20 protein-coding genes are annotated in these 23,254 nt (G+C 74.6%); 9 read left to right on the top strand and 11 right to left on the bottom strand.

Annotation, left to right across the window (positions count from 1 at the left end; all coding sequences use genetic code 11):
• Nucleotides 1-8: 8 nt before the first annotated feature.
• Complete coding sequence (locus L3i22_RS17210; RefSeq protein ID WP_221327977.1) at nt 9-2,717, bottom strand: AAA family ATPase; 2,709 nt, start codon at nt 2,715-2,717, stop codon at nt 9-11.
• A gap of 142 nt (nt 2,718-2,859) precedes the next feature.
• Between L3i22_RS17210 and L3i22_RS17205 the strand changes: the two genes are divergently transcribed.
• The 3 genes from L3i22_RS17205 to L3i22_RS17195 all read left to right on the top strand — a co-directional run bounded on the left by L3i22_RS17205 (nt 2,860) and on the right by L3i22_RS17195 (nt 9,045).
• Entirely contained in the window at nt 2,860-3,792 is a 933-nt protein-coding gene (locus tag L3i22_RS17205) for a BTAD domain-containing putative transcriptional regulator (protein WP_221327976.1), read from the top strand.
• Nucleotides 3,793-3,882: 90 nt separating this feature from the next.
• Nucleotides 3,883-6,306 (top strand): AAA family ATPase, encoded by a 2,424-nt coding sequence (locus L3i22_RS17200; RefSeq protein ID WP_255658682.1) that lies wholly within the window; start codon nt 3,883-3,885, stop codon nt 6,304-6,306.
• 39 nt (nt 6,307-6,345) lie between these two features.
• Nucleotides 6,346-9,045 carry an AAA family ATPase gene (locus L3i22_RS17195; RefSeq protein WP_221327974.1) on the top strand — a complete coding sequence of 900 codons (2,700 nt, stop codon included), beginning with the start codon at nt 6,346-6,348 and terminating at the stop codon, nt 9,043-9,045.
• 7 nt (nt 9,046-9,052) lie between these two features.
• Here L3i22_RS17195 and L3i22_RS17190 read toward each other — a convergent pair whose 3' ends face one another.
• From L3i22_RS17190 to L3i22_RS17170, 5 genes are read right to left on the bottom strand one after another with little or no spacing between them, the layout of a single operon-like run.
• The gene (locus tag L3i22_RS17190; RefSeq protein WP_221327973.1) at nt 9,053-10,423 is read right to left on the bottom strand and encodes an FAD-binding oxidoreductase; all 1,371 of its coding nucleotides are present in this window, start codon (nt 10,421-10,423) and stop codon (nt 9,053-9,055) included.
• Between the two features lie 35 nt (nt 10,424-10,458).
• Entirely contained in the window at nt 10,459-11,244 is a 786-nt protein-coding gene (locus L3i22_RS17185; protein WP_221327972.1) for an oxidoreductase, read from the bottom strand.
• The gene (locus L3i22_RS17180; protein WP_221327971.1) at nt 11,244-12,203 is read right to left on the bottom strand and encodes an alpha/beta fold hydrolase; all 960 of its coding nucleotides are present in this window, start codon (nt 12,201-12,203) and stop codon (nt 11,244-11,246) included. Before L3i22_RS17180 ends, L3i22_RS17185 begins: the two co-directional genes overlap by 1 nt.
• Nucleotides 12,204-12,211: 8 nt before the next feature.
• A complete protein-coding gene (locus L3i22_RS17175; protein WP_221327970.1) occupies nt 12,212-13,003 on the bottom strand; it encodes an alpha/beta hydrolase in 792 nt (263 codons plus the stop codon).
• Nucleotides 13,004-13,057: 54 nt separating this feature from the next.
• A complete protein-coding gene (locus L3i22_RS17170; protein ID WP_221327969.1) occupies nt 13,058-14,026 on the bottom strand; it encodes a DMT family transporter in 969 nt (322 codons plus the stop codon).
• 70 nt (nt 14,027-14,096) lie between these two features.
• Between L3i22_RS17170 and L3i22_RS17165 the strand changes: the two genes are divergently transcribed.
• Together L3i22_RS17165 and L3i22_RS53530 are read left to right on the top strand one after the other, a co-directional pair.
• Nucleotides 14,097-14,648: a CGNR zinc finger domain-containing protein gene (locus L3i22_RS17165; RefSeq protein ID WP_221327968.1), complete on the top strand. Its 552-nt coding sequence runs from the start codon at nt 14,097-14,099 to the stop codon at nt 14,646-14,648.
• A 29-nt stretch (nt 14,649-14,677) separates the two neighbouring features.
• Nucleotides 14,678-15,286 carry a hypothetical protein gene (locus L3i22_RS53530; RefSeq protein ID WP_255658319.1) on the top strand — a complete coding sequence of 203 codons (609 nt, stop codon included), beginning with the start codon at nt 14,678-14,680 and terminating at the stop codon, nt 15,284-15,286.
• Here the strand turns inward: L3i22_RS53530 and L3i22_RS17155 are convergent.
• The 3 genes from L3i22_RS17155 to L3i22_RS17145 all read right to left on the bottom strand — a co-directional run bounded on the left by L3i22_RS17155 (nt 15,283) and on the right by L3i22_RS17145 (nt 18,343).
• Nucleotides 15,283-16,551 (bottom strand): hypothetical protein, encoded by a 1,269-nt coding sequence (locus L3i22_RS17155; RefSeq protein WP_221327967.1) that lies wholly within the window; start codon nt 16,549-16,551, stop codon nt 15,283-15,285. The genes L3i22_RS53530 and L3i22_RS17155 overlap by 4 nt on opposite strands.
• 10 nt (nt 16,552-16,561) lie before the next feature.
• A complete protein-coding gene (locus tag L3i22_RS17150) occupies nt 16,562-17,254 on the bottom strand; it encodes an isoprenylcysteine carboxylmethyltransferase family protein (RefSeq protein ID WP_221327966.1) in 693 nt (230 codons plus the stop codon).
• Nucleotides 17,255-17,320: 66 nt separating this feature from the next.
• Nucleotides 17,321-18,343, bottom strand: a complete 1,023-nt coding sequence (locus L3i22_RS17145; protein WP_221327965.1) for an alpha/beta fold hydrolase — start codon at nt 18,341-18,343, stop codon at nt 17,321-17,323.
• A gap of 147 nt (nt 18,344-18,490) precedes the next feature.
• Between L3i22_RS17145 and L3i22_RS17140 the strand changes: the two genes are divergently transcribed.
• Both L3i22_RS17140 and L3i22_RS17135 read left to right on the top strand, forming a co-directional pair.
• Nucleotides 18,491-19,210 carry an SDR family oxidoreductase gene (locus L3i22_RS17140; protein ID WP_221327964.1) on the top strand — a complete coding sequence of 240 codons (720 nt, stop codon included), beginning with the start codon at nt 18,491-18,493 and terminating at the stop codon, nt 19,208-19,210.
• 144 nt (nt 19,211-19,354) lie between these two features.
• On the top strand, nt 19,355-19,828 hold the full coding sequence (locus L3i22_RS17135) for a carboxymuconolactone decarboxylase family protein (protein ID WP_221327963.1): 474 nt from the start codon (nt 19,355-19,357) through the stop codon (nt 19,826-19,828).
• Between the two features lie 58 nt (nt 19,829-19,886).
• Here the strand turns inward: L3i22_RS17135 and L3i22_RS17130 are convergent, their stop codons facing one another.
• Together L3i22_RS17130 and L3i22_RS17125 are read right to left on the bottom strand one after the other, a co-directional pair.
• Nucleotides 19,887-20,270 carry a response regulator gene (locus L3i22_RS17130; RefSeq protein WP_221327962.1) on the bottom strand — a complete coding sequence of 128 codons (384 nt, stop codon included), beginning with the start codon at nt 20,268-20,270 and terminating at the stop codon, nt 19,887-19,889.
• 189 nt (nt 20,271-20,459) lie between these two features.
• Nucleotides 20,460-21,575 carry a YafY family protein gene (locus L3i22_RS17125; RefSeq protein WP_221327961.1) on the bottom strand — a complete coding sequence of 372 codons (1,116 nt, stop codon included), beginning with the start codon at nt 21,573-21,575 and terminating at the stop codon, nt 20,460-20,462.
• Between the two features lie 56 nt (nt 21,576-21,631).
• On the opposite strand from L3i22_RS17125, the gene L3i22_RS17120 reads away from it, so the two are divergent.
• Both L3i22_RS17120 and L3i22_RS17115 read left to right on the top strand, forming a co-directional pair.
• Nucleotides 21,632-22,291, top strand: coding sequence for an alpha/beta fold hydrolase (locus L3i22_RS17120; RefSeq protein ID WP_221327960.1), 660 nt, complete (start codon nt 21,632-21,634; stop codon nt 22,289-22,291).
• 18 nt (nt 22,292-22,309) lie between these two features.
• A complete protein-coding gene (locus L3i22_RS17115; RefSeq protein ID WP_221327959.1) occupies nt 22,310-23,155 on the top strand; it encodes a TIGR03619 family F420-dependent LLM class oxidoreductase in 846 nt (281 codons plus the stop codon).
• Nucleotides 23,156-23,254 lie beyond the last annotated feature (99 nt).

The raw sequence follows: 23,254 nt of genomic DNA, 5'->3' as shown, positions 1-23,254 counted from the left end.
GTACCGAATCAGGCGAGGTCGCCGAGCAGGCCGGTGAGCGCCGCCCGGCTGGTGATACCCAGCTTCGGGAAGATCCGGTAGAGATGCGCCCCGACCGTACGGTGCGACAGGAACAGCTGGTCGGCGATCTCCTTGTTGGTCAGGCCGCCCGCCGCGAGCCGGGCGATCTGCAGCTCCTGGGCGGTGAGCAGGGCGGCGCCGGTGAGCGCCGCCGCCGAGTCGACGGCGACCCCGGCGGATCGCAGCTCGGCCTGCGCCCGGGCCGCCCACGGATGTGCCCCGGCGTGCTCGAACGTGGTCGCCGCGACGGCCAGCTCGGCGCGCGCGTCGGCGGTCCGGCGCTGCCGGCGCAGCCACTCGCCGTAGACCAGCCGGGTGCGCGCCACCTGCAGCGGGAACTCGCCGGCCGCCTCGGGCCCGCCGGGACCGGCCGCCCCGGTCAGGCCGAGCGCGGCCCGGAAGTGCTCCTCGGCCCGGTCGTCGTCCCCGGCGAGCAGGCCCCGGGCCCGCTCGGTCAGGCCGCGCAGCAGGCGGGAGTCGAACGCCCGGGTCCGCTCCTCGATCGCGGCCACCACCGGCGCGACCCGGTCGGCGGCGCCGGCTCGCACCCCCGCCTCGGCCAGGTCGGCCACCGCCAGCGGGCCGAGGTCGGGATGCCCGGCCGCCTCGATCAGCTCGCCCAGCGCGTCCGCGGGCCGGCCCGCGGCGAGCGCCGCCAGCCCGTGCGCCCAGCCGAGGTGGAAGCGCAGGTCCACCCGGTTCTCCGGGACCGTGACGGGGACCGGCCCGTCGGCCTGGCGCCAGGCCGCGAGCTGCGCGTCGAGGACGTCGACGGCCGCGACGACCAGCGGCAGGCCCCGGTCGGTCCCGAGCCGCCGGGCCTCGTCGGCGACCACCACAGCCTCGGCCAGCCGCCCGCGCACCAGCAGGTTGCGGGCCTGCTGGACCTGCACGCCGGCCAGGTCGGTGAGGGTGCCGGCCCGCCGGTGCCCCTCGGCGCCGACCGCCCAGCAGGAGCCGGCCAGGGGCCAGTCGTAGAGCTGCTCCGCGGCCATCGCCAGGCCGGTGGCCGCCGCGGCCGGCAGCACCGCCAGGTGCCGGGTCGCCGCCCGGACGGCGGTGACCAGCCGCTCGGCGTCCCGGGTGGGCGCGAGGTAGGCGGTCGCCATGGTGACCCGCGGGTCGTCGCCGGGCAGCAGCTCCCGGACCCGGTCGAGGACGTGGCCGGCGGTGGCCGACCCGGGCGCCTCCTGGCGGCACCGGATCGCCGCGAACATCAGCAGGCTGGCCGCGGTGTCCCGGTCCACCGGCGCGGCCCGCTCGGCGCTCTCCAGCAGCCCGCCGATGTCCAGCCCGCCGGCGCCGGTGGTGATCGCCAGGAACGACTCGGTGACCGCCAGGTCGGCCACCACCAGCGGATCGGCGTGCTTCTTGGCCGCGGCGATCAGGCGCAGCGCGGCGTCGGGCAGGCCGCTCTGCCGGGCCGCGTCGGCCGCCCGGGCCAGCCGGCGGGCCGTCTGCCCCGGGTCCGGCGACAGCTCGGCGGCCCGTTCCAGGTAGCGCATCGCGCCGCCCAGCGCGCCCCGGGTCCGGGCCAGCTCGGCGGCGGTCTCCAGGTCCCGGGCGACGAGCTCGTCGCGGCCGACGGTCCCGGCCGAGCGGTGCCACGCCGACCGTTCCGGATCACCGGCGAACACCTCGGCGAGCGCCCGGTGCGCGGCGATCCGGCGGGGGAACGAGGCCGCGCCGTGGATGGCCGAGCGGATCAGCGGGTGCCGGAACGACAGCTCGTCGCCGGCCGGGCGGACCAGCTCGGCCCGCTCGGCCTCGCGCAGTCGCTGCTCGGGCTCGTCGATGCCGAGCTCCCGGGCGGCCTTGCCGAGCTCGGTCAGGGTGACCCCGGTACCGGCCGCGGCGAGCAGCAGCAGGTCCTGCGCCGGCAGCGACAGCCGGGCCACCTGGTCGGCGAAGACGTTCTCCAGGCGGGCGCTCAGCGGCAGCCGGGTGGGCAGGCCGCCGGCGTCGTGCAGGCCGCGTTCGATCAGGCCGCGGGACAGTTCGACCAGGGCCAGCGGGTTGCCCTCGGCCTCGTCCAGGATCCGGTCCCGGACCTCGCGGCGCATCCCCGGGTCGAGCTCGGCGAGCAGGGCGATGGCGTCGCCGTCGGTCAGCCGGTCGAGCACCACCTCGGGCAGGCCCGGATCGGTGCCCGGGTCGCCGGCCTCGGAGCGGCGGGTCAGCAGCATGACGATCGCCGAGTCGCGCAGCCGGCGGCCGACGAAGCCGATCAGGTTCGCGGTCGGCTCGTCCAGCCACTGCACGTCCTCGACGATCAGCAGCAGGGGCTGCTCCTGGGCGAGGTCCTCGAGCAGGGCCAGCACCGCCACCGCGAGCACCAGCGGGTCCGGCGAGGTGCCCGGGCCGAGGCCGAACACGCTGTGCAGGGCGGCGCGCTGCCGGTCCGGCAGCTGGTCGGCCCGGTCCACCACGACGTGCAGCAGCTGCTGCAGACCGGCCAGCCCGGAGCTGCTCTCCCGCTGCACGCCGGCGCAGGTCAGCACCCGGAACCCGGACGCCAGCGCGGTCGCCCGCGCGTCGTCGACCAGCGTCGACTTGCCGATCCCGGCGGGGCCCCGGATGATCAGGGCACTGCCGCGCTGACCGGCCTGCGCCAGCAGCCCGCGCAGTACCGCCTGTTCCCGCCCCCGACCGTGCATCCGCAGACCCTATCGCCGGATGTCCTAAGTCATCGGCGCCCCGGTCCCCCCATACCGCAGTCACCTGACCGATGCCCTGCTCACGGCCGCTGCGAAGACTCGGAGCGGTACGAGGGGGGAAGTCTTGACACCACAAGAAGTCTTGACACAACGACGGGACCGGCGACCGATCCGGTTCACCGTGCTCGGGCCGGTCCGCGCCTGGCACGGCGACCACGAGGTGGACCTGGGCGCGCCGCAGGCCCGGGCGCTGATCGCGCTGCTGCTGGCGCACGGCGGCCAGACGGTCAGCGTGGCGCAGCTGGTGGACACGCTGTGGGGCGAGGATCCACCGGCGACCGCGGTGAACGCGATCCACCGCAACGTCGGCCTGCTGCGCCGCACGCTCGAACCGGAGCTGCCGGCCCGGCACATCGGCGGCTGGCTGATCCGGTCGTCCGGCGGCTACCGGCTCGACGTCGGCGGCGACAGTCTCGACCTGCTGCGGTTCCGCGCGCTGGTGGGCCAGGCCCGGGCCGCCGGCGGCCGGGTCGCGGTCGCGCGCTACCGGGAGGCGCTGCGGTTGTGGGCCGGCGCCGGCGGCGAGGGGCTCGACCCGCGGGTGCGCGGCGACGCCGTCTTCACCCGGCTCGGCCAGGAGCTGTCCACCGTGGCCCGGGACGCCGCCGACGCGGCCCTGGCCGCCGGGGGCGCGAGCGAGCTGGCCGACGTGGTGGAGCAGGCGGCCGGGCGGGCGCCGTTCGACGAGCCGCTGCACGGGCGGCTGATCCGGCTGCTGGCGGCGGCCGGGCAGCAGGCGCGGGCGCTGCAGACCTATCAGACCCTGCGCCGGCGCCTCGCCGACGAGCTGGGCATCTCCCCCGGTCCGGAGGTGGACGCGGCCCGCGACGCGGTGCTGCGGCCACGAGACCGCGACCCGGAGGTCGGCGCCACCCTCGCTCCGGTGCTGCGGCCACAAAATCTCCGCCCGGAGATCGCCGCCACCACGGGCGCGGTCCGACGGGCGCCGGGGCGGGCGCGGAATCTGCGGTCGGCGCGGCTCATGTCGTACCCAAGCAAGATTTGTCGGTTTTAAGGTTTTTGACCCTGAATGATCGCGTCGTCGTCCGTCAGGTGACGTACGCGGGCGCGCTCCCATCGGCCCTACGGTTCGATGGTGCACGAGATGATCGGCCGCGCGGAGCCCCTGTCCCGCCTCGCCGGGCTGATCGGCCGGGCGCCCGCGGGCGGCGGCGCGATCCTGATCACCGGCGAGACCGGCGTCGGCAAATCCACCCTGATCGGGGCGGGCGCCGACGTCGCCCGGACCGCCGGCTTCCGGGTCCTGACCTGCTCCGGCGTCGAGGGCGAGACGCAGATCGGCCTGGCCGGGCTGCACGAGCTGTTCCGGCTGATCATCGACCGGGCCGAGATCCTGCCGGTCGAGGACCGTGACGTGCTGTTCAGCGTGTTCGGCCTCGGCCCCCGGGTCGAGGTGGACCGGCTGCGGCTCTCCGCCGCGGTGATCGGCCTGCTGACCGCGCTCGCCGCCGAACAGCCGCTGATGATCGTGCTGGACGACGCGCACTGGATGGATCAGCCGACGCTCAGCATGATCGCCTTCCTGGTGCAGCGGGTGTCGGCCGCGCCGATCGTGATGGTGGTGGGCCGGCGCCCGGACGGGGCGACCGCGCTGGACCCGATCGGGCTCGACGAGATCGTCCTGGACCGGCTGAGCGACACCGACGCCCGCGCCCTGGTGTCCCGGCGGCACCCGGACATCCCGGGCCACGCGCTGCGGCAGGTGCTCGACGAGGCCGAGGGCAACCCGCTCGCCCTGATCGAGCTGGCCCGCGAGGCGGCCAGCGGCCGGCCCGACGCGGGCGGCACGTCGCTGCGCGCCCGGCTGGAACGTGGGTACGCCGCGCAGCTCGCCGCGCTCTCCCCGGCCGCCCAGGATCTGCTGCTGCTGACCGCCGCCGCCAACACCTCGTCGATCCCGGAGCTGACCGGCGCGGCCGGCCGGCTGGGCCTCGACCTCGGCGCGCTGGCCGAGGCCGAGCGGTCCGGCCTGGTCGCCCTGACCGGTGGGTCGGTGACCTTCCGGCACCCGCTGATCCGGTCGGCGGTCTACCAGGCGGCCGGCCTGCACCGGCGGGTCCGCACCCACGAGGCGCTGGCCGAGACGCTGACCGAGCGGGGCCAGCCGTCCCAGGCGGCCTGGCACCGGGCCGCGGCGACCATCGGGTACGACGACACCGTCGCCCAGGAGCTGGAGGACGCCGCCGCCGGCGACCGCCTGCGCGGCCTGCACGGCGCCGCGATGCGCGCGCTGGAACGGGCCGCCGCCCTCACCCGCGACCCCGACGGGCAGGCCCGGCGGCTGATCCTCGCGTCCGAGGCGGCGCGCCTGGCCGGGATGGCCACCGAGTCCCGGCGGCTCGCCGACCGGGCCGGCGAGGTGGCCACCGACACGCTGGTCCGGGGCGACCTGGCGGTGATCCGGCTCGGCATCGACCTCAACTCCGGCATCCGGGCCTGCACCCCCGAGGAGCTGTACGACCAGGGCCGCGCCACCGCCGCCGAGGGCCATCTCGACATGGCCCTGCAGCTGCTGGGCGCGGCCGCCTACCTGAGCCGGCGCCGGGCCACCCCGCAGGCGGCGCGGGACCGGATCGGCCGGGCGCTCGCCGAGCTGGGCGTGCCGGCCACCGATCCGCGGGTCGCGATCTCGCTGTGTGTGCTGGCGCCCGAGCGGCACGCCCCGGCCGTGCTGCCGCTGGTGCACGCGTACGCCGCCGGCCTGGACCAGCTCCCGGTGGCCTTCCGGTCGGGTCTGGGCAGCGCCGCGCAGGCCCTGCAGGACTGGCCGCTGGCCGCCCGGTTCTTCACCGCCGCCGCCGAGGGGTTCCGGGAGCGTGGCTACCTGGCCGACTCGGTCGCCGTCCGGGCCGAGGTGGCCTTCACCCTCGGGGTCCGGGGCCGCCTCGACGAGGCGCTCGCCGAGGCCGAGCGGGTGCGCGACGCGGCCCGCGACGGTGACCTGGCGATCGCCGCCGGGCTCGCCGAGGCGGTCATCGCCCACACGCACGCCTGGCAGGGCCGGCCGGTCACCGCCGCGGATCCGATCCGGGGCGACATCGACGCGCTGCGCGCCTGGGCGATCGGGCTGTCCGCGCTGGCCGGGGGCGATCTGCCGGCGGCGTACGAGGCGCTGTGCGGCACCGCGGTGCAGGCCGACGTCGCGATGGCGGCGATCGCGGACCTGGCCGAGGCCGCGGCCGGCACCGGGCACGCCGACGCGGTGCGGGCCGCCGTCGACGACGCCGGGCGGCTGGCCGAGGCGACCGGCTCGCCGCTGATCCGGGCGCTGGCCCACCGCGCCCGCGCCGTCCTGGGCGAGGATCCGGAGGCCAACTTCCGCCTCGCGGTAGCCGGCGAGTATCCGCTGCAGACCGCGAGGACCCACCTGCTGTACGGCGAATGGCTGCACCGCCACAGCCGCGACGCCGCCGCCCGACCCGTCCTGACCAGCGCCGCAGCGGTGTTCGAGCGATCCGGCGCACACCCGTGGCTGGCCCGCGCCGAACGCGCGCTGCGGCCCGTATGATCGGCCCGCTGACTAACCGGACCGAGGTGAGACGCCCCGATGGCGAGTCTGTCCGGGCGCTCGGACGAGATCCGCAGGATCACCGCCCTGCTCGGCGGCCTGGCCGGCGGCGGCGCCGCGCTGATCGTCCGCGGTGAGGCCGGCATCGGCAAGTCCGCCCTGCTGCACCGGGCCGCCGCCGACGCCCGGCGCGCCGGCCTGCGGGTCCTGACCACCACCGGCGTCGAGGCGGAGAGCCATCTCGACTTCGCCGGCCTGCACCAGCTGCTCGCGCCGCTGCTCGGGCTGGCCGGGGCGCTGCCGGTCCCGCAGCGGACCGCGATCCTGACCGCGTTCGGGCTGGCCGAGGCCCCACCGCCGGAGCCGTTCCTGATCGCCCTGGCCTCGCTGAACCTGCTCGCCGAGGCGAGCGGCCGGGCGCCGGTGCTGGTCACCGTCGACGACGCGCACTGGCTGGACCCGGCCAGCGGCGCGGTGCTGGCCTTCGTCGCCCGCCGGATCGCCGCCGAGCCGATCGGCCTGGTCGCCGCGGCCCGGGACGGCTTCGAGACCGCCCTGGACGGCGCCGGCCTGCCGGTGCTGGACCTGTGGCCGCTCGACCCGGAGTCGGCCGAGGAGGTGCTCGACGCGCGGGCGCCGGACCTGGCGCCGGCCGTCCGGGCCCGGGTGCTGGCCACCGCCGAGGGCAACCCGCTGGCCCTGGCCGAGTTGCCGCTCGACCCGGACGGCGACCGGCTGCCGCTGACCGACCGCCTGGAGCGGGCGTTCGCCGGCCGGCTCGGTGACCTGGCCCCGGTGACCGTGACCGCGCTGGAGGTGGCCGCGCTCAACGACGGCGACGGCCTGGCCGAGACGCTGGCCGCGGCCGGGCTGCTCGCCGGGCGCCCGGTCGCCGCCGCCGTCCTGCAGCCGGCGATCGACGCCCGGCTGGTCACCGTCGACGAGGGCCGGCTGCGGTTCCGGCACCCGCTGATCCGGTCCGCGATCCGGCACCGGATCGACGGGGTCCGGCGGCTGGCCGTGCACACCGCCCTGGCCCGGGTGATCGGCGACCGGGCCGAGCGGCGGCTGTGGCACCGGGCCGCGGCCAGCGAGGGCCCGGACGAGCGGATCGCCGCGGACCTGGACGACTCCGCCCAGCAGGCCCAGCGGCGCGGCGCGGTGGCCGGCGCGGTCCGCGCCCTGGAACTGGCCGCCCGGCTGAGCACCGACCAGCCGGCCCGGGTGGAACGCCTGCTGCGCGCGGCGGCCTGGGCCACCGAGCTGGGCCGGCGCGACGAGGTGGACCGGCTGCTCGGGCTGATCGGGCCGGCCGAGATCAGCCCGGCCCAGCAGGCCCGGACCGCCTGGGTGCGCGGCCGGTTCGACAATCACCTGGCGGAGAGCCTTCCGGGGGTCCGGACGCTGGTCGTGTTCGCGCGGGACGCGATCGCCCGAGGCGAGACCGACCTGGCCTTGGACCTGCTCTACGCGGTCGGGCTGGCCTGCGCGTACACCGAGCCGGGCAGCGAGATCCGGGACTCGGTGGTGGCCGCCGCCCGCCGGATCGACGTGGCCGCCGACGACCCGCGGCTGCTGCTGGTGCTCGCGTTCGCCCATCCGGTGGCCTGCGGCGCCGAGGTGCTGGACCGGCTGCGCGGCTGGGCGGCCGCCGGGGTCACCGACGAGTCGTCCTACCGGGCGCTGGCCACCAGCGCGAACGCGATCGGCGAGTTCGAGCTGTGCCTGGCCTTCGCCGCCCCGGCGCTGGCCCACCTGCGCGGTCAGGGCCGGCTGGGCCTGCTCGCCCGGGCATTGGCGGTGCAGGGCCGCGCGGCGGTGAACCTGATGAACCTGAGCATCGCGGTCCCGGCCGTGGAGGAGACCATCCGGCTGTCCCGGGAGACCTCGGTGCCGCCGGTCGAGGCGCTCGGCTGGGCGCAGAACGCGCAGGTAGCGGCGTTGCGCGGGCGGTTGCGCGAGTTCGAGGAGTGCGCCGCGCAGGCCGAGCTGCTGGCCACCCCGCTGCGCGCCGCCACCGCGCTGGCCACCGTGCAGCATGCCCGCGGGCTCGCCGAGCTGGCCGCCGGGCGGCACCGGGAGGCCGTCGAGCCGCTGCTGCGGATCTTCCGGCCCGGCGATCCGGCGTACCACCTGCTGCACGGCTGGGACGCGATCGGCGACCTGGCCGAGGCCGCCGCCCGCGGGCCGGCCCGGCCGCAGGTGGTCGCGATCGTGGCCGACCTGGAACGGGTGGCCGAGCGGATGCCGACCACCGCGTTGCGGGTCGGGCTCGGCTACGCCCGGGCGATGCTGGCCCGCGCCGACGACGCCGAGCAGTCGCTGGTCGACTTCCTCGGCACCGAGCTGGCCGGGTGGCCGTTCGTCCGGGCCCGGGCCCAGCTGGTCTACGGCAGCTGGCTGCGCCGCCACCGGCGCCGGGCCGAGTCCCGGGTGGTGCTGCGCGCCGCCCGGGAGGCGTTCGACGCGCTGGGCGCCGTCCCGTGGAGCGAACGCGCCCGGCAGGAGCTGCGCGCCTCCGGCGAGACCAGCACCCACCGGGCGATGGACGCGCTGGACCGGCTCACCCCGCAGGAGCTGCAGATCGCCCAGCTGGCGGCGGACGGGCTGACCAACCGGGAGATCGGCCAGCGCCTCTACGTGTCGCACCGCACGGTCAGCACCCACCTGCACCGGATCTTCCCGAAGCTGGGCATCACCGCCCGGGCGGCGCTGCGCGAGGCGCTCGCCCGGGAATAACGGCCGGTCAGGCCGCCGGCGCGATGTTGTGGTTGATCCGGAACAGGTTGGCCGGGTCGAAGCGCCGCTTGATCCCGGTCAGCCGCTCGTAGGACTCCGGCGCGAAGGCGAGCGCCGCGGCACCCGGGGCGGCGTCCCCGGCGAACATGAAGTTCAGGTACCGCCGGCCGGTCGACCAGGGCGCCAGCGCGTCGATCAGCTCCTGCTCGTAACCGTGCAGGGCGGCCGCGGCCGGCGGGCCGCCCGCCGCCACCAGGAACACGTTGTAGAGCGTCTCGTCCCGGTTGCCGACCGCGTTGGGCACCTCCGGCGCCCGGCTCAGCGCCCCGCCCATGTGCCGGATCTCGGCCAGCACCAGCGGCGACGCGGACCCCGGCCCGGCGAACTTGAGCACCGTGTCGACCGCCTCCTTCGGCAGCTCACGCAGCAGCGCGCCGTGCTCGTAGAGCGGCAGCGGCTCGACCGGGTCGTTGTGCACCGAGGCGATCGCCGCGTACGGCAGGATCCCCACCGCGTCGATGATCGGCGTGCCCAGCTCCCGGAACGGCTGCACCAGCACCGCCCCCTCGGACGGGCTGCCCAGGTAGGTGATCCGCAGGTGGGCCACGAGCCGGTCGCGCAGCGGCTCCGGCACGAACGGCAGCGGCGGCAGGTGCAGCAGCCCCACCGAGGCGGACATCTCCTCGGGCAGGTCCTGGGTCCACTCCTGGAACAGGTGCAGCACGTCGGCGGCGAGCTCGCCCGGGAAGAAGATCCCGCCACCGTAGAACGCCGGGATCGGGAAGAGCGTGAACTCGATCGCGATCACCACGCCGAAGTTGCCCTTGCCGCCGCGCAGCGCCCAGAACAGGTCCGGCTCGCTCGCCGCGGTGACGTGCCGCAGTTCGCCGTCGGCGGTGACCACGTCCAGCGCGGTGACGTGGTCGGCGGCGTAGCCGTACTTGCGGCCGAACGGCCCGAGCCCGCCGCCGAGGGTGTAGCTGACCACGGTCACCGTCGGCGATGAGCCGTTCAGCCCGGCCAGCCCGGCCTTGTTCGCCTCCTCGATGAACTCGGCCCACCGCACGCCGGCCTCGACCCGCGCGGTCCGGGCTTCCTTGTCGATCACCAGCCCGGTCAGCCGCCGGGTGGTGATCAGCACCGCGCCCTCGTCGGAGACCGAGCTGCCGTGCCCGGCGCCGAGGATCGCGACCGGGAGGTTCGCGCCGGCGGCGTACCGCACCGCGGCCTGCACGTCCGCCGCGGTCCGCGCGCCGACGACGACGGCCGGGGTGTGCACCACGGTCAGGTTGTAGGTGGCCAGCTCGTCCGCGTACCCGGGGTCGCCGGGCAGCAGGACGGGTCCGGCGACGGTCGCCCGAAGCGTGTCGAGATTCAAGATCAAAACCTTTCCTTGGTACGACGGCAGCCCGCTCACAGCGTGCTGATCAACCCGCCGTCGATGACGATGTCGGCGCCCGTGACGTTCCCGGCGCGATCCCCGGCCAGCAGCAGGACCAGGTCGGCCACCTCGTCGGGGCGGGTGAACCGCCCGGTCGCGGTGCCGCCGACGGCGCCCTTGGCGACGTCCTCGGGCGAGCTGCCGCCGGCCGCGCCCACGGTCTCGGCGACCCCGCCGGCCCCGAGCCACAGGTCGGTCTCGACCGGTCCGGGACTGATCGTGTTGACCCGGATGCCGCGCGGGCCGACCTCTTTCGACAGCGACTTGGAGAAGTTCGCCAGCGCGGCCTTGCTCGCGCTGTAGTCGATCACCAGCGGATCGGGCAGCGACGAGTTCACCGAGTTGATCGTGACGATGTTCCCGCCGCGCTCCAGGAGCAGCGGCAGGGCGGCCCGGGTGACCCGGACCGCGGCCAGCAGGTTGATGGTCAGCGAGTCCAGCCAGTCCTGGTCGGTGACCGAGAGGAACCCGCCGACCCGGGGCCGGACCCCGCCCACGTTGTTGACCAGGATGTCCAGCCGGCCGAGCTCGGCCGCGGCCCGCTCGACCAGGGTGGCGGCGCCCTCGGCGGTGCCCAGGTCGGCGTTGACCGGGTGCACCAGCCCTTCGGCGGCCAGCGCGGCGAGCTCCGGGGTGGTGGTCCGGGCGCCGGCGACGACGCGGACGCCCTCGCCGGCCAGGGCCCGCACGATCGCCAGCCCGATGCCCTTGCTGGCCCCGGTGACCAGCGCGGTCCGGCCGGAGAGTCGGAGATCCACTAGGACGCCCCGCCGAGGAAGGTCAGCAGGATCCCGGTCATCTCGTCCGGGTGCTCCTCGTAGATCCAGTGGCCGGAGCCCTTGATCACCTTGCCCTGGACGTTCGTCGCGTACTGATCGACCTGGGTCTCGATGTTCGCCCCGAGGCTGCCGTCGGCGCCGATCGCCAGGACCGGCATCGGCAGCGGGGTCTTGATGTTGACCTCGTTGTCCTTGACGTCCTTCGGGAACGCGCGGAACCACTCGAAGCTGGCCCGCAGGTGCGCGTCGTCCTTCAGGTACTTCGCGAAGACCTTGACGTCGTCGGTGCCGATCGAGCCCTTGACGTCCATCAGCTGGTCGGTGAAGAGCCGGACCCAGGTCTCCTCCTTGCCGTCGACCATCTGCTCGGGCAGGCCGTTGGTGAGCGAGAAGAACCCGAAGTTCCACACGCCGCGGCCGACCTCGGGCAGCGCCGGGTAGGAGTAGATCGACTTGTCCGGGACCGGCGCCTCGCTCAGCACCAGCTTCTTGACCTCGGTCGGGTTCGCCGCGGCGTACGCGTAGGCGACCATCGTGCCGATGTCGTGCCCGACCACCCGGACGTTCCTGTTCAGCCCGAGCTTGACCAGCAGCCCGTGGATGTCGGCGGCCATCGTCTTCTTGTCGTAGCCACCGGCCGGGGCGTCACTCTTGCCCGCGCCGCGCAGGTCGGGCGCCACGATCGTGTAGTGCTCGGCCAGCTCCGGCATCACCTTGTGCCACTCGAACCAGGTCTCCGGGTAGCCGTGGATCAGCACGAGCACCGGGCCGTGGCCGCCGCGCACGTAGTTGATGCCGACGTCGCCGACCCGGACCTTCTGCTCGGTGAAGCCCTTCGGCAGGCGGCTGTCGGCCGTCCCCCGGTCGTGCGCGTCGGCCACCACCGGTCCGCTGAGCGCCACCACCGCGACCACTGCCGCGGCGATCACCTTCGTCATCGCGCGCATCAGAGGCCCTGCGCCTTCAGCCAGGTCAGCGCGGTCTCGGCGACCTCTTGCCAGCCGGCGTCGATGGTCAGCGAGTGCGCCTTGGCCGGGAAGTCGACGATGTCGGTCACCGCCTGCGAGTGCCGGTACTGCTTGAGCGTCGAGCGCACCACCACCTCGGGCACGGTGTGGTCTTTGCCGCCGGCCATCAGCAGCAGCGGGCCGCGCGACTCGTTGGCGGTGTCCACCTTCGCCGGCGAGTGCGGGTTGAAGTTCGCGGCCGCGGCCTCGAACAGCGGCTTGCCCGGCGCCGGGATCGACCAGCGGTCGAACAGCTCGCGGGACTCCTGCTCGGAGACCGCGTTGCCGAAGGCGTACCGGAACTGCTCCGGGGTCAGCGAGACCGCGCGCTTGGCGTTCGCCGGGTTGCCGAGCACCGGGAAGCCCGAGCGCAGCGTGGACAGCGGCAGCGGCAGCACGCCCTTGATCTGGGCGGCGTCCACGGCGACCGCGGCCACGCCCAGGTCCAGGCCGAGCAGCTTCTGGGCGATCATGCCGCCGAACGAGTGGCCGATCAGGATCGGCTTCTGGTCCAGGCCCTCGATGATCTTCGCGAAGTGGTCGACGACGTCGTCGATGCCGTGTCCGGCGAGGGCGTCCGGGTTCGCCCGGGTCGCCTCGACGGTGTCGGCGTCCCCGGGCCAGCCGGGCGCGGTGGCGCGGTAGCCGCGCTCGGTGAACAGCTCGATCCAGGGCTCCCACGACGACGCGTGCAGCCACAGGCCGTGGATGAAGATGACAGGTATGGACACTTCTGGGTCTCCCTAGCCTTGATGCCTCGAAAGCGGCTTCAGGCTAGGAAGACCTCAGTGGGCAAACAGTGGGCGCGCGTCCTCGGGCACCTCGGGGACCTCGGGCTCGGCCACCACGACCGGCGGCTCGGCCGGGACCGACGCGATGCCGGCCAGGATCAGCACGCCGCCGAGCATCTGCAGCGGGGTGAGCCGCTCCCCCACCACGATCCAGGCCAGGATCGAGGCGAAGACCACCTCGAGCAGGCCCACGAAGGACGCGAGGCGCGAGCCGAGCCGTCCGGACCCGAAAATCCCTGAGGCGTACGCGATGGCCGTCCCGAACACCGCGACCACGCCCAGCGGCACCCACCACGGCACGACCGCCCCGAGCAGCGGAACCTCCCCGAACGTCGCGGTCATCGGCACCGCCCGGACCGCCCCGGCCAGCCCCAGCACCACCCCGCCGAGCAGCAGCCCGACCCCGGCCAGCGCGACCGGCGGCAGCCCGTCGGCGGGCCGGGCGGCGACCACGAAGTAGACCGCGCAGCCGATCGCGGCGGCGAACGCCAGCGCGAGCCCGACCGGGTCCACCGCCTGCAGCGCGCCCGGCCCGATCACCAGGACCAGCCCGCCGATCGCCAGCACCGAGCCGACCAGCACGGCCGGCCGCGGCAGGTGCCGGGTGACCGCCCAGGCCCAGAGCACGAGCAGCAGCGGCGCCAGGTACTCCACCAGCAGGGCCGTGGAGACCGGCACCCGGCTGATCGCCGCGAAGTAGGTGAGCTGGGTGAACGCGACCGCGATCACGCCCATCCCGAACAGCCGCCACCGGCCGCGCCACAGCGCGCCCCAGTTGCCGCGCAGCGAGAGCAGCACGAACGGCAGCAGCAGGAGCCCGGCGGTGAGCGCCCGGGCGGTGACCGCGGCGGCCGGCGACCAGCCCGCCTCCAGCAGCGGCTTGATGAACGCGCCGGAGGTGCCGAACGAGGCGGCGGAGATCACCGCGGCGGCCAACCCGGTGGACTGGTGGGAGAGCTTCACGGCGACTCCTCCGTCATGGACTAAATTGGTTACGTCCCTGACGCTAGGCTCGCCTGAGTGAGGAGTCAAATTGCTTTTTGCCCCTGACACCGAGGAGGCGCTGGAGTTCGCCGCGATCCTCGCCAACACCGCCGCCGGCGCGTCCCGCTCCGGCCTCGACGAGCTGTCCACCGTCGAACAGCTCGCCGCGCTGCTGGCGGCGAACCCGTACTCGGGACGCCTCGACCACGACGCCGCCGAGCTGCGCGAGGTGCGGCAGGCCCGCGAGCAGATCCGCGCGGTCTGGACGCTGGACCGGGACGAGGCCGTCGAGGTGGTCAACCGGATGCTCCGGGAGGCGCGCGCGTTGCCGTACCTGACCCGGCACGACGACTCGGACTGGCACATCCACGCGACCGCGCCGGACGCGCCGCTCGCCGAGCGGATCCGGGCCGAGGCCGCGCTCGCCCTGATCGACGTGATCCGGATGAACGAGATGGGCCGCCTGCGGGTCTGCGACGCCGACGACTGCACCGGCATCTTCATCGACCTGTCCCGCAACGGCTCGAAGCGGTTCTGCACGGTCCGCTGTGGAAACCGGATGAACATGATCGCTTTCCGGGCCCGGAAAGCGGAGGCCTGAGACGAGCGCGTGGTCACTACCGTGATCCCGTGACCGAAGAGCTGCCGAACGTCCCGCAGGCGTACCAGCCGCCGGTGAGCCAGCCGGCCGACCCCTACGAGCCCACCGTCGTTCCGGCCTATCAGCCGAACCCGTACCAGCAGCCCTTCTATCCCGCGCAGCCGGCGTTCTACCCGCAGCTCCCGAAGAACCGGGGCCGCCGGGTGTTCCTGTTCGTGGGCGGGACGGTGCTGGTCTTCGTGATCTCCTTCGCGATCGCCATGACCCGCGACGGCGACCCGGAGTCGGCGGAGTCCGCGGCCGTGCCCGCCCCGGTCGTCTCGGTCACCCTGGCGCCCACCCCGGTGGCCGGCTGGGCGGAGCTGCCGCCCCTGCCGCCGAGCGCGGAGGCCACCGCCGCGGACGCGACCGACGGCGCCGCGACCTCGGTCGCCTTCGTCAACACCACGGCCGGCCCGGTCAGCGTGTGGTGGCTCGACTACGACCACAAGCGGGTCCACTACCAGGACCTGCAGCCGGGACAGGAATACCTGCAGCCGACCTACACCGGCCACGTCTGGGTGGTGACCACCGCCGACGGCACCGCGACCGCCCTGTTCGAGGCGACCAGCGGCCCCGGCCGGGCCGTCATCCGCTAGCCGAGGTCGGCCGGCAGCTCCCACAGCGCCCGGGGCAGCCGGGCGTTGCTCGCGCTCCAGATCATCGTCAGGCGGGACACGCCGCCCTCGGCGGTGAGCGCGACCATCGGCTTCGACTGCTGGTTGAGCCCCTTCAGGCCGAACAGCGCGACCTCGTGCTGCGGCGTGCGCCCGGCCGTGCGCCGCTCGTCCTGCCAGGCCCGGAACGCGGCGGCGAACCGCCACGGCGCGCACCCGGCCAGCTGGTCGTAGAGGGTCCGGACCCAGGTCTCGGTGTACCGCGCGAACGAGTAGCTGATCGGGTACCCCAGCAGCAGGGCGGCCAGGTCACCGTCGACCTCGACGCCGGAGAGCGTGAGCGCGTCGGTCAGCGCGTTGCGCTCCAGCAGGTCGGCGATCGGGCGCACGTGCTCGGCCGACGGCGTCTGCCACCGCTCCTCCGGGCCGGTGTCGCGCGCGGACGTCCGCCACAGCCAGGGCAGCCGGTCCCACCGGTGGTCCTGGTTCACGTCGATCAGCGCCTCGACGCCGAGGACCAGCTCGTCGCCGGCCGCCCGGACGGACAGCCACGGGCCGCGCTTGCCGAGCACGACGCCGTAGCCGCTGAGCGCGACCACCGCGCTCCGGCTGTACCGCCCGGTCTTGTCGCGGGGGAACTGAAAGCAGAGCTGGGCGTGATCGAGATCGGTCAGGTGCGCGCCGAGGGCCGGCCGGAACTCGACCGGCACCTCGGACTCGTCGACCGCGAACCGGACCCGGGCCGCGCCGGCCGCCGTGTGCCGGGCGGCCAGCTGCTTCGCCCGGCGCCCGGACCGCCGGGCGTCCGGCGGCGGCGGGGTGGCGCGCAGCATGTCCCGGTACCCGTGCCAGAGGCGGATCGCGTCGACCACCCCCTCCTCGCTGCCGACCAGTTGCCGGGGCGCCCACACCGCGCTGCCGTCACCGGCGTCGTCGAGCGTGCTCACCTCGAAGTAGACGTCACCGTCCAGGTCGTACTCCAGGTCGACCTCGCGGACCCACAGGTGCGGATCGGTCGAAGATTCACCCGTGCGGTGCGCGGCCACCACGGTGACCTGCATGCTGCCCGGGCCGACCGGCTCGTCGACGACCAGGCCGGTGAGCCCGTCGGGAATCTGGCCGTAGAAGTCGTAGTAGGGCGTGAGCTGGCCGAACGAGGCGGGGATACCGAGCCGGCGCAGCCGTTCGGTCACGCCGGCGAGGAGCTGCTGGCGCTGGTCGCGGTGTCGGTCGAGGGGCGCGGACACGCGCGCCATCCTAGCGCCGAATCGGCCCCGGCACGATCGACGGGACTCGCTTCGCGTACTGCTGATAATCAGCGCCGAACCGGGCCCGCAGATCCCGTTCCTCGAATCTGATCCCGATCAGGATGTAACCGGTTCCGGCGAGCGCGAAGAAAAGATGCCCGACGCTCATTGTCGGCGTCGCCCAGAATGCGATCACCAGACCGAGCATCATCGGATGCCGGCACCACCGGTACAGCCAGGGCGCCCGGAATTCCGGCGGATGATATTCCTGGCCGCGCAGATGCCGCCAGGCCTGCTTCAACCCGACCAGGTCGGCGTGGTCGATCAGGTAGGTGGACCAGATCGCCAGCGCCCAGCCGGCCGCGTAGACCACCCACAGCAGACCGCTGACCTGCCAGAGCACGTGCGGGACCGGCTGCCACCAGAGCAGCAGGGCGAACTGGGTCAGGCTGGCGGCCAGGACGAAGGTGCTGCGTTCGGCCGCCTCCGGAATCAGCCGGGTCAAGCGCTTCTTGAATCCGGCGCGGGCCATCACGGTGTGCTGCACCGCGAAAAGCATCAGCAGCGCGCCGTCGATCACCAGGCTGATCCCGGCCGGCCGGGATGCCGGATCATCGATCGGACCGGCCAGGAACCAGATCGACCAGGCCGTGCTGGACAGGAAAGCCGCATAGGCGAGAACGGCGTACCCCAGAACAATCATCGGTCCATCGTCGCGGCCGCGGACCGGGCGGACAGGCCGGGAAATACCTCAGTTCGGGCCGGCGGCTCACTCCGGGCCGGCGGTCGCCACGTACCAGGCGGCGATCTGCGCGCGGGACCGGAAGTCCATCCGCAGCCGGATCCGCTCCACGTGGGCCTCCGCGGACCGTTCCGCGATGCCGAGCCGCGCGCCGATCTCCCGGTTCGTGCAGCCCGCCGCGATCAGCGCGGCCACCTCCCGCTGCCGCGCGGTCAGCGCCGGCACCGTCCCGCGCCGCCGCACCGGCAGCCCGAGGAACCGCCGGATCTCCCGGACCAGCGGTTCCACCTCCCCGATGTACGGCAGGTGCGACCGCCCCGGAAGCACCACGAACCGCGCGCCCGGGATCCCGTCCGCGAGCCGCCGCCCCTCCCGCACCGGCGCCGCCCGGTCCCGCTCCCGGTGCACCACCAGCGCCGGCGCCGCGATCCGGCCGAGAAGATCAAGAACATCTGTCCGGTACGCCGTGAGCAGCATCGCCGCGGCGGTCTCCGCGCTCGCCGCCTCCCGCTGGTAGCGGGTGAACGCCGCCCGGCTGCCCGCGTCCGCGTCCGGCGCGAACACGTTCCCGAGCAGGTCGGAGGCGAGTCCCCAGTGCTGCCGGACCAGCCCGAGCACGTGCGTCTGGATCTCCGGGGCGGCCACGTCCGGCCCGAAGGCCCACCCGCCGTAGAGGATCAGCCGCGACACGCTCGCCGGGTGCTCGGCCGCCCACGCCGCCGCGACCGCCGCCCCGCTGGAGATCCCGATCAGATCGAACCGATCAATTCCGGCCGCCGCGAGGACCGCCCGCAGCGTGTCGAGCTCCTGCCCGAACGAGAACGGCTCGTCCGCCGCCGGGGACAGGCCGCAGCCCGGCTTGTCGTACCGGATCAGCCGCCGCCCGTCGGAGAGCGCCTCGTAGAAGCCGCGCTCGGCGGGCAGCGCCCAGCTCAGCTCCAGATGACTGAGCCAGCCGGAGACGTAGACCAGCGGCGGACCGTCCCCGCTGACCGCGTAGGCGATCCGCGCCCCACCCGGCCCGCCGGCGGTCAGGATCCGCTGCCCCATCGCCCCATTGTCGCCCGCCCACCCACCCGGCGTTCCCCCGCCGCCCCGCCGGGGTTTCCCTGCCGCCCGGCCGACGTCTCCCTGCCGCGCGCCGGAAGGTGGTACCACAGGAGGCGGAAGTCCCCTGTTGCGAAGGAGCGCGAACCGATGAGCTCTCTCTCCGGCACCACCGTCGTCGTCCTCGGCGGCACCGCGGGCATCGGCCTGTCGACCGCCCGCCGGGCCCGCGCGGCCGGTGCGAACGTACTGGTCACCGGCCGCGACGAACAGCGCCTGAAGGCGGCGCAGGCGGAACTCGGCGCCGCCACCGCCGTCCTCGACCTGGCCGACCCCGCCGCGCTGAGCGCGTTCTTCGCCGGGCTGCCGGCGACCGTCGACCACGTGCTGCTCAGCGGGCCCGGGCCGGCCTACGGGCCGATCTCCGAGATCGACTTCGACGAGGCCGCGCGCTCGCTCGACCTGCACCTGCTCGGCCCGCTGCGGGTCGCCCGGGAATGCGCGGCGCGGGTCCGGCCGGGCGGGTCGCTCACCCTGATCTCGGGCACCGGCGCCCGGCGGCCCGGCCACGGCCTGGCCCTGATCGGCATCGGGACCGCGGCGCTCTCCTCGATCACCGCGAACGCCGCCCTGGAACTGGCGCCGCTGCGGGTCAACACGGTCGCCGCCGGGTTCGTCGACACCCCGCTGTCGGCCCGGCTCCTCGGGGACCGGATCGAGGAGCGCCGCGCCGAGCTGCGGGCCACCCTGCCGGTCGGCCGGGTGGTCGGCCCGGACGACGTGGCCGACCTGATCCTGCACCTGATGACCAACGAGGTGCTGACCGGCGCCGTCTACGACATCGACGGAGGCCAGCAGCTCCTCCGCTGACCCCGCCCCGCGCGAACAGCCGAAACCGCGAGCGTCGCCCGGCCCCGTCCTTTCGATGGCCGGGGAGAGACGCGGGTCACGTCACATTCGGCCGGGGCCGGGTGTCGTAGTGGTGTCGGAGTCACCACCTACGAGGAGGACATCATGAGCGCTCGGCTGGACTTTCAGAACACCGAGATCGGCGGCAAGGTCGTCAAGCAGCTGTTCGGCGCGAGCAAGGCGATCGCGGCGTCGCCACTGCCGCACACCACGGCGCACCTCGTCGAGATCCGGGCCAGCCAGATCAACGGCTGTGGGTTCTGCGTCGACATGCACACCAAGGACGCCGCGCACCAGGGCGAGACCGCGACCCGGCTGAACCTGATCGCCGTCTGGCGCGAGGCCACCGTCTTCACCGAGGCCGAGCGGGCCGCCCTGGAGCTGGCCGAGCAGGGCACCCGGATCGCGGACACGGCCGGCGGCGTCCCGGACGAGGTGTGGGCGAACGCGGCCAAGCACTTCGACGAGGAGCAGCTCGGGGCGCTGGTGGCGTTGATCGCGCTGATCAACACCTGGAACCGGCTGAGCGTCGTGACGCTGCGGCCGGCCGGGGACTACGTGCCCGGTCAGTACAGCTGAGCAGCGGCGCGGCGGGGGAATCGCGGCACCGGTGGGTTCGGCGCGATTCCCCCGGTGGTCAGGGGCTCTCCGCGCCGAGCGTGGTGGTCAGGACGGAGCGGACCTGGTCCAGGAGGTCGGCCGAGGCGAACGGCTTGTGCAACAGCGCGGTGCCACCGGCCTGCTCGACGCAGGTGTCGCCGGGCATGAGCACGCCGCTGATGCAGATGACCGGTACCCGCGCGGTCGCCGGATGGGCCCGGATCTGCGCACAGAGCGCGAGTCCGTCGGTCTCCGGCATGTCGATGTCGCTGATCACCAGGTCCGGGGAGTAGTTGAGCACGGCCTGCCAGCCTTCCGCGCCGTCGCCGGCGGGGATGGTCGTGTGTCCGGCCTTGCGCAGGAGCAGCGCGGAGATCTCGCGGATGTCCGGGTCATCCTCAGCTATGACAATGGTCGCCACGGCGTCTCGATGCCCAGCTCAACCGCGTTTTAACGTCCGACCTTGTACCGGCCGGTAGCAACGCGGGGCCGCCGGCACCGGCCCGGCCGCTGCCGCCCCGGGTCGTGCCGGGGCTCCCGGATGGGTTCGCGGTCACCGGCGAGCGGCGACCGTCGCAGGTCAGGCCGGGACTCTTGAGTGCGTCCGCGGTCACCGGCGGGTGGCGGCGGACCGGAGGCGGGTGGCCAGGGTGGTGAGTTCGGTGCGGAGGGCGTCCGGGGTCTCGACGGTGAAGTCGCAGCCCAGGCCGGCCAGCAGGCGGGCCATGCCGTCCAGGCGTTCGGCGCGGGCGGTCAGGCGGACGTCGTCGCCGGCGCGGGCCAGGGTGGCGGCGGTGGGCGGGATCTGGCGGCGCAGCTCGTCCAGGTCGGCGTGCAGGAGCACGGACACCTCGTGGCGCCAGGCGGCGGTGGCCAGGCCGGCGGCGACCTGGGCGGCCGGGTCGAAGCCGGGTGGGACCTCGAACGTGCCGGGCAGGACCCGGGGGTCGCTGACCCGGTCGAGGCGGAAGGTGCGCACCGCGGCGCGGTCGTGATCACGACCGGTCACGAACCATTTTCCGGCGTGGAAGACCAGGCCGAAGGGGTCCAGGCGGCGCTCGGCCGGCTCGGCGGCGGGCTTGACGGTTGCCTTGGCGGCGGGCTCGACTGGCTCGGCGGCGGGCTTGGCGCTGGCCTTGGCGGCGGGCTCGGTTGGCTCGGCGGTGGGTTTGGCGGTGGGTTTGGCGTAGGTGAAGGCGATCGGGGACCGGTCGCGGGCCGCGGCGGCCATCGTCAGCAGCGTCTCGGTGGCCGGCGGCCGGTCGCGGGGCGGCGGGGCCGTGGCCGGCTGCCGGTCGCGGGCCGGGGCGGCAGCCGGCGCTGGGCGGGTGGTGGCGAACTCGAGGGTGGCCAGCAGCGCGTCCGTGCGGGCGCGCAACGTGGCCGGCAGCACCCGCTGGATCTTGGCGAGCGCGGTCTCCCCGGCCGCCGCGGTCGTCGCCAGGCCGGTGCGCCGCCCGGCGATCAGGCCGAGCAGCACCGCGAGGGTCTCCTCGTCGGTCAGCATCAGCGGTGGCAGCCGGTAACCGGGGGCGAGCGCGTACCCGCCATACCGCCCGCGCCGGCCCTCGACCGGGATGCCCAGGTCGGCGAGGTGCGCGGCATACCGCCGGACGGTGCGCTCGTCGACTCCCAGCCGGGCGGCGAGGTGACCGACGGTGACACCCGCGGGGGCGGCCTGGAGCAACTCCAGGAGCCCGAGCACCTTTCCGAGCGACTGTGGCATGGGCCACACCTTATACCGGGCGGAACCTGCCCGGTATCCCGCCTACCGTGGCCCGCATGACGACATATGTGCTGGTCCCGGGGTTCTGGCTGGGCGGTTGGGCATGGGAGGCGGTCGCCTCACCGCTCAAAGATCAGGGCCACGACGTACGACCGGTATCCCTCGACCTCGACCCGGGAACCGGGGTCGCGGACCACGTCGACCAGCTCACCGGGCTGCTGACCACGCTGGACGACGTGGTGCTGGTCGGGCACAGCTACGGCGGGCTGATCATCACGGCGGCCGCCGACCGGGTGCCGTCCCGGGTCGCCCGGCTGGTCTACGTCGACTCGGGCCCGATGCCGGACGGCATGTCCCAGGCCGACTTCGACGGGTCGCGACCGGAGCCGGTGGACGGCATGCTGCCGGTGCCCGACGAGGCGCCACCGTCGGCGACCGGGTTCGACTGGTCGGTCGTCCGGGAGCGGGGGCGGCCGCAGCCGGTCGCGACGGCCACCGATCCGGTGCGGCACGGCGGGGCGTGGCGGGGCATCCCCCGTACCGGAATCCTTTGCTCTTTCCCCGAGACGCAGCTGCGTGAGCTGGCCGCGACCGTGCCCGCCTTCGGCCTGATGGCCGGCGACGGCTGGACCTACCATGAGATCAGAACCGGACACTGGCCGATGTTCTCCGAGCCGGCCGAGCTCGCCCGCCGGCTGGCCTTGACACCGGCGTGAACGTTTAGCGTGACCCGCATGCGATTCGCGATCAGCTACAGCACGGGGTCGTTCGGGGTGGATCCGGACCATCTGGTGGCCTACGCGCGGCATGCCGAGGCGTGCGGGTTCGAGGGCCTCTACCTGCCGGAGCACATCGTGCTGTACCCGGGAGCGACGCTCGGGGCGATGCCGATCCCGGCGTCGCTGCCGCTGGTGGATCCGCTGGACGCGCTGAGCTTCGTGGCGGCGGCGACCAGCCGGCTGCTGCTCGGGACCGGGGTGCTGCTGCTGCCCTACCAGCACCCGGTGGTGCTGGCGAAGCGCCTGGCCACCATCGACGTGCTGTCGAAGGGCCGGATGCGGCTGGTCACGGTCGGGCTGGGCAGCCTGCCGGGCGAGGCCGCGGCGGTCGGCGTCGACTTCGCGTCCCGCGGGCGGCGCGCCGACGAGGCGATCGACGTGCTGCGGCTGCTCTGGTCCGGCGGCGCGGAGGGGGTGGGGTTCCACGGCGAGTTCTTCGACTTCGACGCGCTGTGCAGCTTCCCGCAGCCGCTCGCGCCGCTGCCGATCCACGTCGGCGGATCGAGCCGCGCCGCCGCCCGCCGCGCCGGCCGGCGCGGGGACGGCTTCTTCCCGGGCGGGATGCTGCTGCCCGACGAACGCGCCGCCCAACTCGCCCTGGCCCGATCCGAAGCGGTCACGGCCGGGCGCGATCCGGGCGCGCTGGAGTACACCCGGTGGGGCTCGATCACGATGTCCGCGGAGCGCGCCGAGGCCCTGGCCGCCGAGGGCGTGACACGGGTCGTGGTGAGCGCGACCGCTGATGACCCCGCCGAGCAGCACGCCCAGATGTCCGCCTTCGCCGGCCGCCTGATCCGCTGACCCGAATCCGGTCGCCCCCGATGCGGCTCGCGCGGCCGTCGAGAACATCCTGCCGAGCGCTGGGCTTCACGACGTACGGGAAATGGGCCTCTCTGGTTT

It is taken from the genome of Actinoplanes sp. L3-i22, from assembly GCF_019704555.1.
Lineage (GTDB): Bacteria > Actinomycetota > Actinomycetes > Mycobacteriales > Micromonosporaceae > Actinoplanes.
This window is presented reverse-complemented; position numbering and strand designations above follow the sequence as displayed.

What these genes read in the sequence shown, in the direction of transcription:
- L3i22_RS17210 (WP_221327977.1), bottom strand. Translation starts at nt 2,717, where the DNA reads ATGCACGGTCGGGGGCGGGAACAGGCGGTACTGCGCGGGCTGCTGGCG.
- L3i22_RS17200 (WP_255658682.1), top strand. Translation starts at nt 3,883, where the DNA reads ATGATCGGCCGCGCGGAGCCCCTGTCCCGCCTCGCCGGGCTGATCGGC.
- L3i22_RS17195 (WP_221327974.1), top strand. Translation starts at nt 6,346, where the DNA reads ATGGCGAGTCTGTCCGGGCGCTCGGACGAGATCCGCAGGATCACCGCC.
- L3i22_RS17180 (WP_221327971.1), bottom strand. Translation starts at nt 12,203, where the DNA reads ATGACGAAGGTGATCGCCGCGGCAGTGGTCGCGGTGGTGGCGCTCAGC.
- L3i22_RS17150 (WP_221327966.1), bottom strand. Translation starts at nt 17,254, where the DNA reads ATGATTGTTCTGGGGTACGCCGTTCTCGCCTATGCGGCTTTCCTGTCC.
- L3i22_RS17145 (WP_221327965.1), bottom strand. Translation starts at nt 18,343, where the DNA reads ATGGGGCAGCGGATCCTGACCGCCGGCGGGCCGGGTGGGGCGCGGATC.
- L3i22_RS17140 (WP_221327964.1), top strand. Translation starts at nt 18,491, where the DNA reads ATGAGCTCTCTCTCCGGCACCACCGTCGTCGTCCTCGGCGGCACCGCG.
- L3i22_RS17135 (WP_221327963.1), top strand. Translation starts at nt 19,355, where the DNA reads ATGAGCGCTCGGCTGGACTTTCAGAACACCGAGATCGGCGGCAAGGTC.
- L3i22_RS17125 (WP_221327961.1), bottom strand. Translation starts at nt 21,575, where the DNA reads ATGCCACAGTCGCTCGGAAAGGTGCTCGGGCTCCTGGAGTTGCTCCAG.
- L3i22_RS17120 (WP_221327960.1), top strand. Translation starts at nt 21,632, where the DNA reads ATGACGACATATGTGCTGGTCCCGGGGTTCTGGCTGGGCGGTTGGGCA.
- L3i22_RS17115 (WP_221327959.1), top strand. Translation starts at nt 22,310, where the DNA reads ATGCGATTCGCGATCAGCTACAGCACGGGGTCGTTCGGGGTGGATCCG.